The following is a 17,030-nucleotide window of genomic DNA, read 5'->3' as shown; positions in this document are numbered from 1 at the left end:
ATCCACTCCTTTAAACAAAGCGATAATCAATATATCGGATGTTTTTTAGGAACCGTTTAATAGCTATGAGAATTACTTATTGCTAGATAAGGACATATCAAAATCAACATCCTCGATAAATTCGATAACCTCACCATTGGGGCTGTGGACTAATGCATTTGTTACAACTAGAGGAGGTTCACCAAGTGTAAGCTGATTGGGTTCCACAAAGGTTCTTGCTCCGTGGGCAAGGGCTTTTTGATATATTTCATCCACATTAAGAGTTGGTTGAATTTTGTAGAGAGGCGAAGGAAGTCACCGATTTATTTCGCATCAGTGGGGAATTTAATTATCTCATTCGGAATAACTGTATTTGTGAAATGAAGATAAACGAATGCTTGGATGAAATAAAAAAAGTGACGCTGAATTACAACAGCGTCACCGTAATGCCCTGCTCCAGACGCTTCACGTCCTGGAGCTCGATCTTCCCGGCCATGGCGTGCAGAGCTGCCGCTGTGCCGCAGGCCGCTCCCTGCCGTAGCATGGCAGGGAGATCCAGCCCCGTCGCTGCGCCGGTGACCAGCCCGGCGACCATAGCGTCACCGCTGCCGAGCGCGCTGACAATGTCCGCGTCTGGCAGGCTCACGCGGTAGCGCGCATCGTGCGTTACCGCCAGCGCCCCGCGCGCTCCGAGCGAGATGACGGCCAGCTGCGCTCCGGCTTCCAGCAGCTTTGCTGCCGCTGCTTCAGCGGCATCCGGGCGCGCGGCGTCAATTCCCGCGAAGCGAGCAGCCTCGTCCTCGTTAGGCTTCACGAGGTCGGGCTTTCCGCGCAGCCCCAAGCGCAGCGCCTCACCGCTCGCGTCCAGCGCCACCCGCGCGCCGCGTGCCTTCGCCAGTGTGCACAGCTCGGCGTACAGATCGGGCGGGCAGCCGGGTGGCAGGCTGCCGGAGAATACGACCCAAGCCGAATCCTCGGCAAGGGTCTCGATTTTGCGCCGCAGTGCGGCTAATTCAAGTGGCCCAATGGTCGGTCCGCTCTCAATCAGCTCGGTCTGCGTGCGCGCGGACGGGTCGAGCACGGTAATGGCGAGACGGGTTTCCCCATGTGCCGTTTCAATGAAATCGGCACTTACGCCTTCTGCGCTCAACCCGTCAATGAGCAGCCGTCCCGTGTGTCCGGCAGCAAACCCGGTCGCTCGTACAGGCTCACCTAGCGTGCGAATGACGCGGGCGGCATTCACGCCCTTGCCGCCCGGCACCGTCAGGCCGCCTTCCATGCGGTGGACGGCATTCAAACCGAAGCCTGCAACCGTGTAGATTTTATCCACAGCCGCGTTAAGCGTTACGGTGGTAATCACAAGGCATCACTCCTTTAAGATCAGCAATTTGCAACATTTGATGCCATTCGCTCATGCTAAGATATTAGCTTTAATCCCAATGCTGCGGCAAGAATCATGGCGATGAATAAAACACGCAGTACGCTTTTTTGTTCACCGTACAAGAACATGCCTGTAATTGTGCTGCCAACCGTTCCGATGCCTGTCCATACGGCATAGGAGGTGCCCATAGGCAAACTTTTCATGGCATAGCTGAGTAGAGAGAAGCTAAGAACAAAGGATAGGACCATAAGCACTAAGGACTTCCAGCCTTTGCCCACCGTAACTCCCTTCATACCAATGACTCCTAACACTTCCGAGCACCCCGCGATAACCAATGCAATCCAAGCCATTATGCGCCACTCCCTTCCTGAACATCACGGTCGGTAACTAACTTCAGGCCGACCACACCTGCCAGCAAAAGGGCGATTAATAGCGTTTTGGACCATTGAAACGGTTCTCCGAATAGCAGCATTTCGCCTACGACTGTTCCCCCCGTCCCTAGTCCGGTGAATACAGCATACACTGTGCCTACAGGCAGTCGGTTCGCAGCCTTCATGATTAAATAAAAGCTGGCCACCACGGCCAGCACGGTTACAATCCAGGCGAGTATAGAGTCCGCATGCTTCAAACCCGATACCCATACAACCTCAATCAGACCTCCAACAAAAACGTAAATCCAACTGCGATTCATGATGAATGTTCTCCTTAAAAATAAATTTTATAAGTTCGACGGCTTCACGCTTCATGAGGTGAGGTTAACGTAATCCCACGCCAAAAAATAGGCCATGCAGCGTTCAGCCTTCGGTGGTAGTTGATGCTTCCACTGTACAGGAGCTCCACCATGATCCCGTCCACCAGGGTCATGTAAGCCAAAGCCACATCCACTGGCTCCATATGCCCAAAGGGTTCCCGATCCCGTGTATTCCGGAGGCGGCGAGTTAATTTTCGCTCCATTTTATCCAGAAAAGGATTAACAATATCCAGCACCTCGTGATACAACGATACAGGCGGAAAGAAGGAAAAGCGAAGCATAAACTTGGCTGAGTCGTTGCTCTCATATTCCTGTCCCATCCAAAACAAGAAGTCATGCAGGGTATGCTTAAGCGGCTGATCTTTACGTTCCGTAAAGTATTCGAAAATACGTAAATTCTGCTCTTGAAAAGCGTACCTAGCCACCTGTAGAAACAGATCCTCCTTGCCTTGGAAATGCGCGTATATAGACGGTTTTCGGATACCAACCTCAGCGGCAATACAGCTCAAGGAGGCTCCCTCATACCCATTGGTGGCAAATTGAAAAAGAGCGGCCTTTCGAATCTCTTCCATTCCCATTATTTTCACCTACCTAACGTTCGTTAGTTTATTCTTGCACGAAAAAAAGTAAGTGTCAACCCAGCATCCTTGCGTTTTGTATAAAGCTTTTCTTTGGATTTTTTTTATCAACATTTTAATAAAAAAGTGGGAAGAAATAAGGGGCTCATGTACAATATAATGAAGAATACTTGTCAAATGCAGTCCACTGGAAGTGAGGTTAGTTATGAGGCGAAGCTTACTGGCCGTATTGATCGCGGCTATGGTGTTTATTATTTATTATTTTGGCTTGTTTAATTACATCGGCAAAAATGAAGGAACTGTCATCAGTATTTTTTCCACCCTGACAGTGATCTCCATCAGTCTGATTATTTTTACGGAGAATCGTAATCCCTCCACTACGATGTCCTGGATTTTGCTGCTGGCATTGCTGCCAGTCGTTGGACTTCCTCTTTATTTTCTGTTTGGGCAAAATGTATTCAAGCGTCGCAAGTATGATAAAAAGGCATTGCGTGACCAACAGGCTTACGACCGCATAGAAAAGGATGCTTTGCGAGTCAAACGAGATCTGACCTGCTTTACAGGTGAGCAGCAGCAGTTAATGCGTTTGGCCCGCAGACTGGCCCGCTCCCCGATTTATTTTGCGACAGAAACTCAAATTCTGAACAATGGAGATGAAACCTTCTCCACTTTGCTGGAAGAACTGCGCAAGGCGCAGCATCATATCCATATGGAATATTACATTTTCCGGTCGGATGATATCGGTACCAGCATTCAAAAAATTCTGATCGAAAAGGCTAAAGCGGGTGTTAAGGTTCGGTTTATGTACGATGCGGTGGGCAGTATTCAGTTGTCGAAGTCATTTTTGAAGGAAATGAGAGATGCAGGAGTAGAGGTTGTTGCGTACGGCGGCGCTCGGATATTGTTCTTCTCCAGCCGGGTAAACTATCGTAATCACCGTAAAATTGTAGTCATCGACGGTAATATTGGATTAATTGGCGGTCTAAATGTGGGAGATGAGTATCTCAGCCGCAACAAAGCCTATGGCTTTTGGCGTGATACGCATATGATTGTGAAGGGCGAAGCTGTACGGACGTTGCAGCTTATATTTCTACAAGATTGGCTTCACATGACGGGTGAGTCAGTGCTCGATAGCGAATATCTGTCTCCCAATATTGAACCAATTACGGACGGAGGCGTGCAGATTATTGCCAGTGGCCCGGATAATGAGCGGAGAGTGCTCAAAAATCTCTTTTTCTCCATGATCACGTCCGCCCGAAAATCAGTCTGGATTGCCACTCCTTATTTTATCCCGGATGAAGATATCCTGACTGCCTTACGGATGGCTGCCTTGTCCGGGTTGGACGTGCGTATTCTGTTTCCCGCAAAACCGGATAAATGGCTACCGTTTCTCGCGTCTCATTCGTACTTCCAGTCGTTACTGGAGGTTGGAGTCAAGGTATATGAATATGAAAAGGGGTTCCTCCACTCCAAGCTCCTCATCATTGACGGGGAAGTTGCGACGATCGGGACAGCCAATATGGATATGCGTAGCTTTCATTTGAATTTTGAAGTTAACGCTCTGTTAATTCAAACGCACAGTGTGCAGCAGATGGTAACAGACTACGAACGAGATTTGCACTCAGCCAGTCTGATCGTACGCGAAGAATTCATGAAAAAACGTCTGTTCAAACGTTTGATGGAATCGCTCGCGCGGCTGCTTTCACCGCTGCTGTAAGCATAAACGAATTCACTACAGCAGTATCCCGTAGTTAAAATGTAGTAAAGCCTAATATATCCTGTAGACGGTATATAATATCTTTCCAAAATGTTGAATGATCCTCGTAAGCTGCTAGGTCCAAACTGTATTCAGCCCCCTGATTATTCCATAGCTTATCAAAATAGGCCGCAACCTGTCGGGTCAGCTTGCTGTCCGCCGGAGCGGCCACCCACAATTCATTTTCCAGATTCAAATCATCCAGATTACGGGGGGTCAGATTGGTAGAGCCACCCCAAATGATATGCTCTCCTTGCGCCTTGGCGATATAAATCAGTTTGGTATGGAACTGCTCATGGGTGGTATGATACCAGCGAATTTGAATGTTCCCGCCCGATTTATCGGACAACTCCTGGGCAACCGGACGATTGGGGATGCCGATTTTTTCCTGACCAAACGCGTTTTCATTGGGGTCCAGCAGCAATTGGATGTTTACACCGCGCGCAGAGGCATCCAGCAGGCTGTTCAATACTTTACGGTCAGCCAAATAAAACATGCCCATATGAATGCTGTCACCTTTCTTCGTCTGCGCAATGCCATCCAGAACTGAGGTGTACACCTTGGCCTCAGTTAGATATTTGATCCGATAGCTGTCCTTACTCGATGGAACTTTGGGTTCCGCCTGTGGTGTATAGGCAGGAAGCTGTCCACCGCCAGAAAAGTCCAATACCGCCTGCTCTGTTTGTAAAATGTCTCCGATGATAGGCCCCTTCACCTCCAGCGCTACATTGGAGTGATAGGCGCTCGCGTCGTGCACGTTGCCTGTAGAAATGAGCGCTGTCTGTTCGTTGGCAACCAATTTTCGGTGATTGGCCTTGACGTTCAACAGCTTAAGATAGGAGCGAGCCGTAACATCAGGTCCGTCACTGGCCATCAGGTTGGGAATCCAACCTGTGCCCTGCTGCCCGAACCATTGGAAAAAGGTACGCCACACTGCCGAATAGATGGGGGTGGAGTCCCGCAACGGGTCTACATCGGTCTGCACGACTTGAATCCCTGCTCGCTTCATATTCTCCAACAAAGGATTGGGGGCAGAATTGTAGTTGGTATTGACTTCATCTGTAATGAAAAAGATAGGCATATCCGGATGAGCTTTCTTTTTGGCAATAAGATAATCGGTCATTTGTGCGCTGACTTGGGGGAAGTGCTGACCTTTATGCTTATAGTCATTGAACAGAAATAGGTCGATGACAATAAATTGTTGGGCTTCATCAATGATCCCGAGCATACGATTCAAAATTTGACCTTCATGCTGTGCAGTGCTTCCATCCCCGGTGGGATAGGTCAAATCTGTCCAGAAGTTTACCTCATGGGTCGAATACTCCTGACTCTCATAAGAGACGAACGGAGGCAATGGTTTATGGGTCTGATACAGCATGACGGCAATCAGCCAGAGGATAAGTACCAGAATGGCGATTTTAAAAGCCCGACCCTTTTTCTCAGTTCTTCTTTGATATTCCGGCACAGAATGCAGCGGATCACGTGTAGTCATATGACGATCAACTCCTCAATTGAATGCTGCATTCCATTTTATCGTGCCGGAACATGCAGTTTTATGATGGGATACTGTCAAGTTATTAACGCAAGTGTGCAGGATTGACGCGGATACTAAATGGAATGAAATGGAAGATGTTTTACTATTCGTTGAGGACATATGTCCTTTATAGAAAGTCTGCCCTATAATTTAATATATAGAAAAGTCATTTACATGGGGAGAATAACGATTTATGAGAGGAATCTTGTTTGCTTTTCTGGGAGGAGCGTGTATTACGCTACAGGGGGTAGCGAATACACGGATTAGTCAGGATATCGGTACATGGCAGGCGGCCACTGTTACTCAGCTAATAGGCTTTATTTTGGCAGCATTAGTCTGGATGTTTACAAGGGATGGCAATGTGGCTGAACTGAAACAGGTAAAGCCGATGTATCTTTGGGGCGGTGCCTTTGCAGCAATTATTATATTTAGTGAAGTCACGGCAATCCAACATATTGGGGTTACGTTCACGATCTCGGCGTTGTTGATTGCGCAGTTGTGTTTAACCTTCCTGGTAGATATTAAGGGATGGTTCGGTATAGTAAAGCAAAAGATGAAGCTGCCACAATTTATAGGTATTGGTATGATGATCGCGGGTGTAATTATTCTGAAGCTCTAAAATAAAACTTTAATTTGTAAAGAAAGCTTAGAATGTAGAAATTGAAGGTGAGCTTAGGAATGAGAGAAATTCAGGATCAAGAGCAGCTAAAATATTTTTTGCAGCTGCATGAGTTGGAATCCATACTCTACGAGCCACTACATCCTTATTTGTCGTTGCATCGTTTGGAGCAAGGGGAAAAGCTCTGTTTACAGGGGGACCCCATCGAGCATCTATATATACTGGTGCAGGGCAAGGTCAAGATTTATACCAGCTCTACAGAAGGGAAAACCCTGATCCTTTGCTTCAAAACACCGATCGAGGTTATAGGAGATGTTGAATATATTCGGAGTAGTCACGTCATCAACACAGTAGAGGCAGTGTCTCCGATCTATGTGATCGGTATTCACCACCAATGGATGAACAAATACGGCAGAGACTATGCTCCTTTGCTGCAATTTCTATTGGATATTGTCACGCGAAAGTTTTGCCTGGACTCCGACTTTTCCAGTTTCAATCTCATGTATCCGGTGGAAGTCAGGCTGGCGAGCTACCTGCTATCGGTTTCTTTTGACGAATCGAATACGGCTTTTCATGAGGAATTACGTGCATCCAGTCTGGTAGATGTGGCGAATTTGATCGGAACCAGCTACAGACATCTCAACCGTGTTATTCGCAAAATGATTGAAGATGGATGGGTTGAACGGACAAAAGGCTACATTGTCATTCGGGACAGAAAAGGTTTGAGTGAACTGGCAGGACATAATATTTATGAATCATTGTAATATGGGCTTTTATAAAAGCAGAAGAATATCAAGGATCATCAAGGGAGAGTTAACATATGTTATTAGGAATTGTATTGGCGATTATCGCAGGTGCCTTGGTCAGTCTGCAAACGATATTCAATAACAAGGTGAATGAACGGACAGGATCGTGGGCTACAACAACATTGGTGCTGGGAACAGGGTTCGTGGCTTCCTTACTCGGAAGTCTTATTTTTGAAGGGAAAAATACTTTTACTTTACAGCATATGCAGCCGTGGTACTGGTTCAGTGGCATGATTGGTGTCGGTGTTGTGTTCTGTCTGGTGCAAGGAATGAAGCGACTTGGCCCGACCTATGCGATCTCCATTGTATTGACGGCGCAATTAGGTACGGCCCTGTTGTGGGATTCGTTAGGATGGCTGGGATTAGAAAAGATTCCGTTTACCTTTAACAAGTTGATCGGAGTATTGGTCATTATCGGTGGTATTCTGGTATTCAAATTTGGACATGGGCGTACGAAGGAGCAAGCGGAAAACATTTCATCTGTACCTGATTCGATGAAGGGATGAAGGAGATTGTAATGACCTTTATCTTGCTGGGATAGGGATCGTCCTTTCGAGTAGGCATTTTGCAGAAAAGCCGCTGCTCAATTAGGAGCGGTTTTTCTGTAGAGTTTTCGAAATAACTGGTTTATTGCGAATTTTGAACGTGGCCATGGGTAAGAAAAAATGTTCACGATCGTGTATATATTTTTCCATCCATGATACAATGAAAGTATCTTAAAACAGCCACTTTAAGGGATACGATATTGAATATAAGAGACGATAAATAGATCGGTTACCGTGTTCGGGAACGGTCTTATTTGTGCTTCTTGAACTTGATGCAATAACATAGTGACTTTGGATGAGGTGGGACATAGATGAGTAGTACGGAGAATGGAAAAGGAGCATCTGACGGTTTTAACAGATCTGGCTCTTTGTTGCCTGCCGCGCGGACAGGCGAACGGAAGATTGAGCACGTCCGCCTTTGTTTGCAAGAAGATGTGGTCGGACAAGGCATCACCAGCGGGCTGGAACGGTATGCCTTTAAGCACTGCGCTCTGCCGGAGTTGCATTTTGACGAGGTTCGTCTGGATACTACTTTTTTAGGACGAGTTGTACGAACGCCGCTACTTATTAGCTCCATGACAGGCGGCAGCGCCGAGACAGGAGCGATTAATGAGCGATTAGCAGAGACAGCGGAGAGACGCGGCTGGGCGCTGGGCGTCGGTTCGGTACGGGCTGCGGTGGAAAGGGAAGAACTGGCTTCAACCTTTGCGGTTCGCCGTCTGGCACCCAGTATCCCGATCCTTGCCAATCTGGGTGCGGTGCAGCTGAACTACGGATTTGGCGTGGACGATTGTCGCCGTGCAGTGGAAATTGCCGGAGCAGATATGTTGGTGCTGCATTTGAACGGATTGCAGGAGATTTTTCAACCCGAAGGGAATTTGGATTTTAGCGGCCTGCTTAAGCGCATTGAGGAGTTGTGTCGTCAGCTTTCAGTGCCTGTAGGAGTGAAGGAAGTAGGTTGGGGCATAGATGGCGAGACGGCATCGAGACTGTATGATGCGGGTGCAGCCTTTATTGATGTTGCTGGTGCAGGCGGGACAAGCTGGAGCCAAGTGGAGAAATTTCGCAATCCTGATCCCGTGCGTCGTGCGGCGGCAGAGGCGTTTGCGGATTGGGGCAACTCGACCGCTGATTGCATCGTGGAAGTCAGAGCCGCTCAGCCACATGGTGCTCTGATCGGCAGCGGTGGACTGAGAGACGGTGTCGATGCAGCGAAGGCGCTCGCTTTGGGAGCTGACATGGCAGGCTTCGGGCGTTCTTTGCTCGGTTCTGCGGTTGCCTCTAGTGAAGCGCTGGAGGCACGTTTGGAGCAGGTCGAACTGGAACTCCGCACAGTTATGTTTGGTATTGGGGTAGAAGGAATAGAAGGACTCAAAGATACGACTCGACTAAGAAAGAAGGTAAACGGATGAGCGGACTTATTACATTGGTTCCGATGAATGCGGAGCAATATGATCGATTTGAACAACGCTCGCTTGCCGACTATGCGGATGAGAAGATCCAAGCAGGTACATGGACGGTAGAAGAAGCACCAGAACGTGCGGCAGAAAGTTTTGCTCGATACCTGCCACAGAGACTAGACACACCTCATGCTCACCTGTATATGTTGATGTTTTCCGATGCCGGGGGGCAGAGTCAGGAGGAAGCTGGCTACATCTGGTTCAATATTACGGACGGCGTGCAAGGAAAAGAAGCTTTTCTACTGGATATTCTTGTATACGATTCATACCAGGGGAGGGGTCTAGGCACGCTTGCGATGGAGGCTTTGGAACAGGAGGCTCGCAGGCTGGGAGCTGTACGCATCGGTTTGCATGTATTTGGGCATAATGAGCGAGCTTTGCATGTATATCGCAAGTCGGGCTATCGGATTACGGATATCCAGATGAGCAAAGAAATCTAAATAGGGATATAGCAATATCCTGAATTTCATAACCGTATGCTTGCCGCGTGTATAGGTTCTCATATATAATGTGGGTTGGTAAACTAACGGATGGCATAACGCATATTTTATATAAACGGGAGTTGTTCTGATTATGGCTTTAAAAGCGGGGATTGTGGGCTTGCCGAACGTGGGCAAATCAACACTTTTTAACGCAATAACGCAGGCGGGTGCGGAATCCGCAAACTATCCATTTTGTACGATTGACCCCAATGTAGGCGTCGTTGAAGTACCAGACGAGCGGCTGGATAAGCTGACCGAACTGGTTGTGCCGAACAAAACGGTGCCAACGGCATTTGAATTTGTTGATATTGCAGGACTTGTGCGCGGTGCGAGCAAGGGCGAGGGTCTGGGTAACAAATTTCTGGCTCATATTCGTGAAGTGGATGCGATTGTACATGTGGTACGTTGCTTTGAAGATGAGAACATTACCCATGTGGACGGCAAAATTGACCCGATCAGCGACATTCAGACCATTAATCTGGAACTGATTCTGGCGGATATCGAAAGTGTAGACAAGCGTATTGAACGTTCCCGCAAAAACATGAAGGGTGGCAACAAACAGTACACCCAAGAGGTTGAAGTGCTGGAGCGGATCAAGGAATCGCTGTATGCTGATAAACCTGCGCGTAGCTTAGAACTGTCGGATGAAGAACGGTTGATTGTACGCGATCTTCATTTGCTTACGATGAAGCCTGTACTCTACGCAGCTAATGTTAGCGAAGATGGCGTAACGGAAGCGGATAGCAATCCATATGTGCAAAAGGTACGCGATTTTGCCGTGGAGGAAAATGCAGAAGTGGTGCCGATCAGCGCCAAGGTAGAATCTGAGATTGCTGAGCTTGAAGGCGAAGACAAGGCGATGTTCCTCGAGGAGCTAGGATTAGCTGAATCCGGATTGAACCGTCTGATTAAAGCAGCTTATCGCTTGCTGGGCCTGTATACGTATTTCACAGCAGGCGTGCAGGAAGTACGCGCTTGGACGATTCACAAAGGAACGAAAGCACCGGGTGCTGCGGGCGTAATTCATACGGATTTTGAACGCGGATTTATTCGTGCAGAGGTTGTATCCTACAACGATTTGGTCGCTGCTGGTTCGATGAACGGGGCTAAGGAACGTGGTCAGCTTCGTCTGGAAGGTAAGGAATATGTAGTGCAGGACGGAGACGTTATGCATTTCCGTTTTAATGTTTAATATATAATCTCGAGAGTACAATACTCGATTCGGATATATAAAAGACGATGACTAATGTATGTGTGTTCTGAAAGGTGCTAGATTACGTGGTCGCTGCCTATATTAGGGCGGCGACTTTTTTTATTGTATTGCATGTTGTGTGGATTTTTGCAAAATCCTAAATTAGGTCAGTATTTCTTGTAGCTAATTCATGAATTAGTTGGTATAATAAAGAGCTGTAGCCAGTGAAATTGAAGCTGGTTTCATATTAATTTAACTGAAGAGGTGAATCGCTTGTTGGACCGATTGCAATCATTGGCGGACCGCTACGATAAACTGAGCGAACTGCTCTGCGATCCGGATGTAGCGAACGATAGCAAAAAACTTAGAGATTATTCCAAAGAACAGTCTGATTTACAGCCTGCTTATGAAGCATATACCGAATATAAAAATGTCGTTGAAGAGCTGGAAGCTGCAAAAACCATGCAGGGTGAAAAGCTGGACGACGAGATGCGTGAAATGGTTAAAATGGAGATTGAAGAACTGAGTGTTCGCAAGCGGGAGCTGGATGAAAAAATCCGTATTTTGCTGCTGCCAAAGGACCCGAATGATGATAAGAACGTTATTATTGAGATTCGTGGTGCAGCGGGTGGTGACGAAGCGGCACTGTTCGCAGCTGACTTGTATCGGATGTATACTCGTTATGCCGATACCCAAGGCTGGCGTGTAGAGCTGATGGACGCGAACATGAATGATCTCGGGGGCTTTAAAGAGGTTATTTTCATGATTAACGGTCGTGGTGCATACAGCAAAATGAAATTCGAAAGCGGCGCACACCGCGTACAGCGGATTCCGACGACGGAATCAGGTGGGCGTATTCATACGTCGACATCTACAGTATCCGTTATGCCTGAGGCAGAAGAAGTGGATATTGAAATTTCCGATAAGGATATTCGCGTGGATACGTTCTGTTCCAGCGGTGCGGGCGGACAGTCCGTTAATACGACCAAGTCGGCGGTGCGTGTAACGCATATGCCAACAGGTATTATGGCAACCTGTCAGGACGGAAAATCCCAGAACTCCAATAAGGAGAAGGCGCTGCAAGTTTTGCGTGCCCGTATTTCGGATATGCTGCGTCAGGAAGAGGAAGCCAAATATGCAGGCGAGCGTAAGAGCAAAGTAGGTACTGGAGACCGCAGTGAGCGTATACGTACCTACAATTTCCCGCAAAGCCGTGTAACGGATCATCGTATTGGCCTAACTATGCATAAGCTGGATCAGGTGATGAACGGGGAGATCGAAGAAATCGTATCGGCGCTCACGATTGCAGAGCAGGCTGATTTGATGGAACAAGAGGTTTAAGTTTTGGGGAACGAACGCGATTGTGTGTATCGGATGTCGCCGGAACGGAACATGAGTGTCAGAGAAGCCTTAGTTGAGGCTTCTTCTTTTTTAGGAAGCTGTGGCGTTCTGGAGCCGCAGCATAATGCCCGTTTGCTGCTGGAGCATGTGCTTGGGTTGGAAGGTACGGCGTTTTACGCCGCTCTGGGTGATCCGTTCCCTTCCTCCGCCAAGGAGGCGTGGGAACGGATCATAGCCCGCAAAGCTGCGGGTGAACCGGCGCAGTATATTATCGGACGGCAGGAATTTTATGGCCGCCCGTTCATGGTTTCGCCGTCGGTGCTGATCCCACGTCCCGAGACAGAACTGCTCGTCGAGGCGATACTCCAGCACGGCGATCGTCTGTGGCCAAGCGGCGCTCCGCAGGCGCTCGACATCGGCGCGGGCAGCGGTGCGATTGCCGTGACGCTGGCGGCTGAGCGACCGAGCTGGCGCGTTGCGGCAGGGGATATTTCGGCTGCCGCGTTAAAAGTAGCGGCTCATAACGCCGCTGCGAACGGCGCAGCCGTAGAATTCCGCGAGGGCGATCTGCTGGCGCCGTTCGCGGGAACGGCGATGGACATTCTCGTGTCCAACCCGCCGTACATCCCGGCTGCTGACATCGCTGGCTTACAGCCGGAGGTCCGCGACCATGAGCCGCGGATGGCGTTGGATGGTGGTCCTGACGGGCTCGGCCCGTATCGGGCAATGCTGGAGCAGCTCGGACTCCTTCAGGCTCCGCCCCGGCTAATCGGGTTTGAATTGGGGATGGGACAGGCCAGAGACGTGGCTGACCTGCTGGAACAGGCGGGTCATTGGAAGAACATTATAATCGTTCCTGACCTTGCTGGGATCGAACGACATGTCCTAGGCGTCTCGGAGTAGTGCTGCATTTTCTTTTTGCGAGTCTTTCCTTTAGAATAAGAGGGGTATGACCGAGAAACGGCTCAGGGGGAAATCATGCTTCAGAAATTGAAAAAAATTGACGGTCCGGTTATCTTTATTCTGGTTTTGCTCATGGCGATTAGTATCATAACGGTATACAGCGCAGGTAGGGGCCCTACGAACTTGGCAGAGCACGGCAATGACTATCAAAAGATGATCGGGTATTATATATTGGGTTTTTTGGCGATCTTGGGTTTAGCGATAGTCGATTTTCGGATATTCATTAAAAAGGCCCTGTACGTATATGGAGGCGGAATATTCCTGTTGGGTCTCGGATTTTTTGGCGGGACGGTTAACAACTCTCAGGGCTTTCTGAAAGTTGGTGGCTTGAATCTTCAGCCTGCTGAGGTATTCAAGCTGGTCCTTATCATTTTTCTGACTTATATGCTGATCAAAAAGCGCAAGAGCAAGCTGTATTTCATTCAGGATGTTCTTCCAGTCGCTCTGGTGAGCTTTGTCCCGTTTGCCATGGTTATGGCACAAAATGACTTGGGTAATGCGCTCGGTTACATTGTCATCGTCATTGGTATGCTATGGATTGGTAATGTGAAGGCATCCCATGCGTTAATCGGATTCATCGTATTTGCAGTCGCCGTTGGTGGCGGGATCAAAGCTTATATTTCGTTTCACGATGAGATTGATTCCTTTATGAAGGGGATTGGCCGTAGTCACTGGGTTGAGCGTTTGGACCCTTGGTTGGTACCGGAAGAGGCAACCGCGAAGGCGTCTTATCATACCAAAAATGCCAAGCTGGCGATAGCCTCTGGCGGGATGATGGGCAAGGGCTTTTTGCAAGGAACCTCGGTACAGTCCGGGCGTGTTCCTTATACGTACGCAGATTCTATTTTTGTGGTCGTAGCGGAGGAATTTGGCTTTGTAGGCTCTTCAGTGCTGCTATTGTTATATTTTATTTTGATTCACCGAATGATCCTGATTTCGCTGGAATGCCGGGATCGCGCCGGACCGTATATTATTGTCGGGATTGTGTCCATGTTGCTGTACCAGATTTTTGAGAATATTGGTGCGTTTCTGGGCATTATGCCGCTTACGGGGATTACGCTCCCGTTCATAAGTTATGGTGGTACCTCGTTGCTTATTAACATGGCTAGTATCGGCTTGGTTATGAGTATTAAGGTGCACGGCCAAGAGCTGGAGGACGATCTGCCGCAGCCTTCCAGAGTAAGCTTGACGAAGGCGAAAAAAGCCTAGTGCAGGTGGATTTGGCTTGAAACTGATTGGTATTTGTGTGAGTTGAACGGTGCAACGAGAGAGTCCAGATTGTGAAATCTGGGCTTTTTTATATTCCTCGGTGAGGGTCAGAAGCTTGGTGTAGCATGATTTGAGGGTGTATTGAAGAAAATCTGTAAAGTGTTCCTGAATCTTTTACAAGATTCATAGGTTTAGACTCTCCCAAACCGGACAGACTGATAGACATGATAGAGTTTGGGTTTGGGGGAGACGAAGATGAAAAATTGGATCAAGCAAGCTGCAATGATACTATTTTGTATTTCGATATTAATGATGTCTTGGGAAGGTCAAAAGACGGATGCTGCTATGACCACTGGAACAAGAGGAACCTTAGCATCAGGAGTAGCTACAACAGGGCTGAATGTGATTCCACATGACTCCATTCGACTGCGTATTTTGGCCAACTCGGATCGTCCGGAGGATCAGCTGGTTAAACGCGAAATACGGGACGCTATTGTACAGCAGATGAATGCCTGGGTGGGTGAGCTGGAAAACCCGCAAAGCTTAGATCAAGCTAGATCATTGATTGGTGCTCATTTACCTGAAATTGACCGTTTGGTAGGTACGGAACTGGCTCGTCGCGGCATTGCATATGATCATCAGGTGGAACTGGCGAGCGTACCTTTCCCGACGAAAATGTACGGTGGTCTGGTCTACCCAGCAGGGAATTATGAAGCGCTTCGGGTTACGCTGGGGCAAGGAAAAGGGCAAAATTGGTGGTGCGTGCTGTTTCCTCCGCTGTGCTTTATTGATGCAGGCAGCGGGGAAGCAGCGGCACAAACGGTATCAGCAAAAACGGATCACGGAGAAAGTCGGACGAATGCCGCTGACAAGGAGCCGGAAGTACGTTTTTTTCTGTGGGATGCACTTGCGGGACTGTGTAGCTGGGTGAGTGGCTTGTTTGCCTAAACGTTGAGGAGTGTAAGTTTCCCCATATGCTATAATGGAGCTTACGATAGATATACACATGGCAGAGCCAAATAAACTGATCTTTCAAAGTAGCCTTATAGGATCAAGCGAAATCACTGGCCTGTATATGACAATAAGATATGGGATGATCTGATATGAGTGATAAATCGAATCAAATGCAAGACTTGCGCGGAGATTTTGTGCAAAGGGAAAAATCGGAGCAAAAGCTGGACGAACAGGAAAATTGCGAGCTGAAGCAGGCGTTGAGGTCTTCCCATACCCAATGGTGGGATGTAAGATGTTTGGTTCCTGTGAGCAACATTGACGGGGATGTTTCTGACGAAGTTTGGGCTGAACAGACTCGGATCGCGGCGGAAAAGGGCATACGGGAGGCCGGCGTACTCCTCCAAGCTGGAGAGACGGTAGCCTTTCCTACGGAGACCGTGTACGGCCTGGGGGCCGATGCTCGTAGTACAAAAGCGGTGGAGGCGGTATTCGCTGCCAAAGGACGTCCCTCCGATAACCCGCTCATTGTACATATTTCTGATGCTGATCAATTAGAGGGTATGGTAGCAGAAATAAACGATACGGCCCGAGCGCTGATGAATATGTTCTGGCCGGGACCGCTGACTCTCGTATTGCCGGTAGTGCCGCAGGCACTGTCATCGCGTGTGACAGCCGGGCTGGATACAGTCGGAGTGCGCATGCCGGATCATCCGATAGCCCTTCGTTTGATCGCTGAAGCGGGTTGTCCACTGGCTGCGCCAAGCGCCAACCGGTCGGGAAGGCCCAGTCCCACCCTTGCACAGCATGTGCGAGAGGATCTGGAGGGCCGCATCGGCGGCATTTTGGACGGAGGTCCCACTGGGGTGGGGCTGGAGTCCACGGTGGTGCAGGCGGGTGACGACGGAACCGTCACCATCCTGCGCCCCGGCGGCGTGACGGCTGAGCAGCTCGCTGCGGTTGCTCGCGCCGTCGTGCTGGACCCGGCGTTGGCCGCTACGCCCGGGGAAGACGCGGACAGCCCAGCGCCGCGCTCGCCGGGCATGAAGTACACGCACTACGCGCCGCGAGGCCGCTTGAGCGTGGTACAAGGCCCGTCGTCCGTTGAGGTGACGGGCTGGATTCGCGCTTCGCTGGCGGAGGCTTCCGCGCGCGGGGAGCGCACGGCAGTGCTCGCGTTCGACGAGCATGCCGCCGGTTACGCCGGAGAACGCGTCTACACGCTAGGCAAGCTGGACGCGCTCCATGAGGCGGCGCAGCGCCTGTACGGCGTGCTGCGTCGCTGCGACGAGGACGGCGTCACCTACATTTTGGCGGAATCCTGTCCGCCGAAGGGATTGGGAGACGCCGTCATGAACCGCCTGCTTAAAGCGGCAGGTCACCGAATCGTTCGCTTGTAGCTTCTGTCGAATCAGAGCCTCTTATATTAAATTTTCCTCCCTCCTCGTCTCGGTATTGGGTACTTTCAGTACATGCTTGTACT

Annotated in this window: 17 protein-coding genes and 1 pseudogene; 12 read left to right on the top strand and 6 right to left on the bottom strand. The window is 49.2% G+C overall.

Annotated features, from left to right (window positions below; translation table 11 throughout):
* Window positions 1-72: 72 nt before the first annotated feature.
* The 5 genes and pseudogenes from NLX78_RS12195 to NLX78_RS12175 all read right to left on the bottom strand — a co-directional run.
* Window positions 73-258 (bottom strand): annotated as a pseudogene (locus tag NLX78_RS12195) (VOC family protein); the annotation flags it as partial.
* A gap of 148 nt (window positions 259-406) precedes the next feature.
* A complete protein-coding gene (locus tag NLX78_RS12190) occupies window positions 407-1,339 on the bottom strand; it encodes a 1-phosphofructokinase family hexose kinase (RefSeq protein WP_254350527.1) in 933 nt (310 codons plus the stop codon).
* A 56-nt stretch (window positions 1,340-1,395) separates the two neighbouring features.
* The gene (locus NLX78_RS12185; protein ID WP_013312355.1) at window positions 1,396-1,710 is read right to left on the bottom strand and encodes a DMT family transporter; all 315 of its coding nucleotides are present in this window, start codon (window positions 1,708-1,710) and stop codon (window positions 1,396-1,398) included.
* Window positions 1,710-2,051 carry a DMT family transporter gene (locus NLX78_RS12180; RefSeq protein ID WP_039271586.1) on the bottom strand — a complete coding sequence of 114 codons (342 nt, stop codon included), beginning with the start codon at window positions 2,049-2,051 and terminating at the stop codon, window positions 1,710-1,712. The genes NLX78_RS12185 and NLX78_RS12180 overlap by 1 nt, the downstream gene beginning before the upstream one ends.
* A gap of 44 nt (window positions 2,052-2,095) precedes the next feature.
* Entirely contained in the window at window positions 2,096-2,689 is a 594-nt protein-coding gene (locus tag NLX78_RS12175) for a TetR/AcrR family transcriptional regulator (RefSeq protein WP_348623754.1), read from the bottom strand.
* Window positions 2,690-2,894: 205 nt separating this feature from the next.
* Here NLX78_RS12175 and cls point away from each other — a divergent pair, with 205 nt between their 5' ends.
* Window positions 2,895-4,406, top strand: a complete 1,512-nt coding sequence (gene cls, locus NLX78_RS12170) for a cardiolipin synthase (RefSeq protein WP_039271582.1) — start codon at window positions 2,895-2,897, stop codon at window positions 4,404-4,406.
* 34 nt (window positions 4,407-4,440) lie between these two features.
* On the opposite strand, the gene NLX78_RS12165 is transcribed toward cls, so the two are convergent.
* Window positions 4,441-5,937 (bottom strand): phospholipase D family protein, encoded by a 1,497-nt coding sequence (locus NLX78_RS12165; protein ID WP_254350526.1) that lies wholly within the window; start codon window positions 5,935-5,937, stop codon window positions 4,441-4,443.
* 235 nt (window positions 5,938-6,172) lie between these two features.
* Between NLX78_RS12165 and NLX78_RS12160 the strand changes: the two genes are divergently transcribed.
* The 11 genes from NLX78_RS12160 to NLX78_RS12110 all read left to right on the top strand — a co-directional run bounded on the left by NLX78_RS12160 (window position 6,173) and on the right by NLX78_RS12110 (window position 16,947).
* On the top strand, window positions 6,173-6,598 hold the full coding sequence (locus NLX78_RS12160; protein WP_039271579.1) for a DMT family transporter: 426 nt from the start codon (window positions 6,173-6,175) through the stop codon (window positions 6,596-6,598).
* A gap of 59 nt (window positions 6,599-6,657) precedes the next feature.
* Window positions 6,658-7,362, top strand: a complete 705-nt coding sequence (locus NLX78_RS12155; protein WP_165177763.1) for a Crp/Fnr family transcriptional regulator — start codon at window positions 6,658-6,660, stop codon at window positions 7,360-7,362.
* Window positions 7,363-7,418: 56 nt separating this feature from the next.
* Entirely contained in the window at window positions 7,419-7,910 is a 492-nt protein-coding gene (locus NLX78_RS12150; protein WP_254350525.1) for a DMT family transporter, read from the top strand.
* Window positions 7,911-8,260: 350 nt separating this feature from the next.
* Entirely contained in the window at window positions 8,261-9,361 is a 1,101-nt protein-coding gene (fni, locus tag NLX78_RS12145) for a type 2 isopentenyl-diphosphate Delta-isomerase (RefSeq protein WP_254350524.1), read from the top strand.
* Window positions 9,358-9,849 carry a GNAT family N-acetyltransferase gene (locus NLX78_RS12140; RefSeq protein WP_039271574.1) on the top strand — a complete coding sequence of 164 codons (492 nt, stop codon included), beginning with the start codon at window positions 9,358-9,360 and terminating at the stop codon, window positions 9,847-9,849. Before fni ends, NLX78_RS12140 begins: the two co-directional genes overlap by 4 nt.
* A 133-nt stretch (window positions 9,850-9,982) precedes the next feature.
* The gene (ychF, locus tag NLX78_RS12135) at window positions 9,983-11,083 is read left to right on the top strand and encodes a redox-regulated ATPase YchF (RefSeq protein WP_254350523.1); all 1,101 of its coding nucleotides are present in this window, start codon (window positions 9,983-9,985) and stop codon (window positions 11,081-11,083) included.
* A 273-nt stretch (window positions 11,084-11,356) separates the two neighbouring features.
* The gene (gene prfA / locus NLX78_RS12130; RefSeq protein ID WP_013312344.1) at window positions 11,357-12,424 is read left to right on the top strand and encodes a peptide chain release factor 1; all 1,068 of its coding nucleotides are present in this window, start codon (window positions 11,357-11,359) and stop codon (window positions 12,422-12,424) included.
* A gap of 3 nt (window positions 12,425-12,427) precedes the next feature.
* Window positions 12,428-13,327, top strand: a complete 900-nt coding sequence (gene prmC / locus NLX78_RS12125) for a peptide chain release factor N(5)-glutamine methyltransferase (protein ID WP_254350522.1) — start codon at window positions 12,428-12,430, stop codon at window positions 13,325-13,327.
* A gap of 75 nt (window positions 13,328-13,402) precedes the next feature.
* Window positions 13,403-14,596, top strand: a complete 1,194-nt coding sequence (locus tag NLX78_RS12120; protein WP_254350521.1) for an FtsW/RodA/SpoVE family cell cycle protein — start codon at window positions 13,403-13,405, stop codon at window positions 14,594-14,596.
* Window positions 14,597-14,851: 255 nt separating this feature from the next.
* Window positions 14,852-15,544, top strand: a complete 693-nt coding sequence (spoIIR, locus tag NLX78_RS12115) for a stage II sporulation protein R (protein WP_254326149.1) — start codon at window positions 14,852-14,854, stop codon at window positions 15,542-15,544.
* A 155-nt stretch (window positions 15,545-15,699) separates the two neighbouring features.
* Window positions 15,700-16,947, top strand: a complete 1,248-nt coding sequence (locus NLX78_RS12110; protein WP_254350520.1) for an L-threonylcarbamoyladenylate synthase — start codon at window positions 15,700-15,702, stop codon at window positions 16,945-16,947.
* Window positions 16,948-17,030: the final 83 nt, after the last annotated feature.

Origin of the sequence: Paenibacillus sp. Lou8.1, assembly GCF_024213565.1 — a bacterium.
GTDB classification, from domain to species: domain Bacteria; phylum Bacillota; class Bacilli; order Paenibacillales; family Paenibacillaceae; genus Paenibacillus; species Paenibacillus polymyxa_B.
The sequence above is the reverse complement of the archived record's forward strand: the minus strand, read 5'-3'. Positions and strand labels throughout refer to the sequence as shown.

Coding starts and splice junctions, on each gene's coding strand:
- NLX78_RS12185 (WP_013312355.1), bottom strand. CDS start 1,710: ATGGCTTGGATTGCATTGGTTATCGCGGGGTGCTCGGAAGTGTTAGGA.
- NLX78_RS12180 (WP_039271586.1), bottom strand. CDS start 2,051: ATGAATCGCAGTTGGATTTACGTTTTTGTTGGAGGTCTGATTGAGGTT.
- NLX78_RS12175 (WP_348623754.1), bottom strand. CDS start 2,689: ATGGGAATGGAAGAGATTCGAAAGGCCGCTCTTTTTCAATTTGCCACC.
- cls (WP_039271582.1), top strand. CDS start 2,895: ATGAGGCGAAGCTTACTGGCCGTATTGATCGCGGCTATGGTGTTTATT.
- NLX78_RS12165 (WP_254350526.1), bottom strand. CDS start 5,937: ATGACTACACGTGATCCGCTGCATTCTGTGCCGGAATATCAAAGAAGA.
- NLX78_RS12160 (WP_039271579.1), top strand. CDS start 6,173: ATGAGAGGAATCTTGTTTGCTTTTCTGGGAGGAGCGTGTATTACGCTA.
- NLX78_RS12155 (WP_165177763.1), top strand. CDS start 6,658: ATGAGAGAAATTCAGGATCAAGAGCAGCTAAAATATTTTTTGCAGCTG.
- NLX78_RS12150 (WP_254350525.1), top strand. CDS start 7,419: ATGTTATTAGGAATTGTATTGGCGATTATCGCAGGTGCCTTGGTCAGT.
- fni (WP_254350524.1), top strand. CDS start 8,261: ATGAGTAGTACGGAGAATGGAAAAGGAGCATCTGACGGTTTTAACAGA.
- NLX78_RS12140 (WP_039271574.1), top strand. CDS start 9,358: ATGAGCGGACTTATTACATTGGTTCCGATGAATGCGGAGCAATATGAT.
- ychF (WP_254350523.1), top strand. CDS start 9,983: ATGGCTTTAAAAGCGGGGATTGTGGGCTTGCCGAACGTGGGCAAATCA.
- NLX78_RS12120 (WP_254350521.1), top strand. CDS start 13,403: ATGCTTCAGAAATTGAAAAAAATTGACGGTCCGGTTATCTTTATTCTG.
- spoIIR (WP_254326149.1), top strand. CDS start 14,852: ATGAAAAATTGGATCAAGCAAGCTGCAATGATACTATTTTGTATTTCG.
- NLX78_RS12110 (WP_254350520.1), top strand. CDS start 15,700: ATGAGTGATAAATCGAATCAAATGCAAGACTTGCGCGGAGATTTTGTG.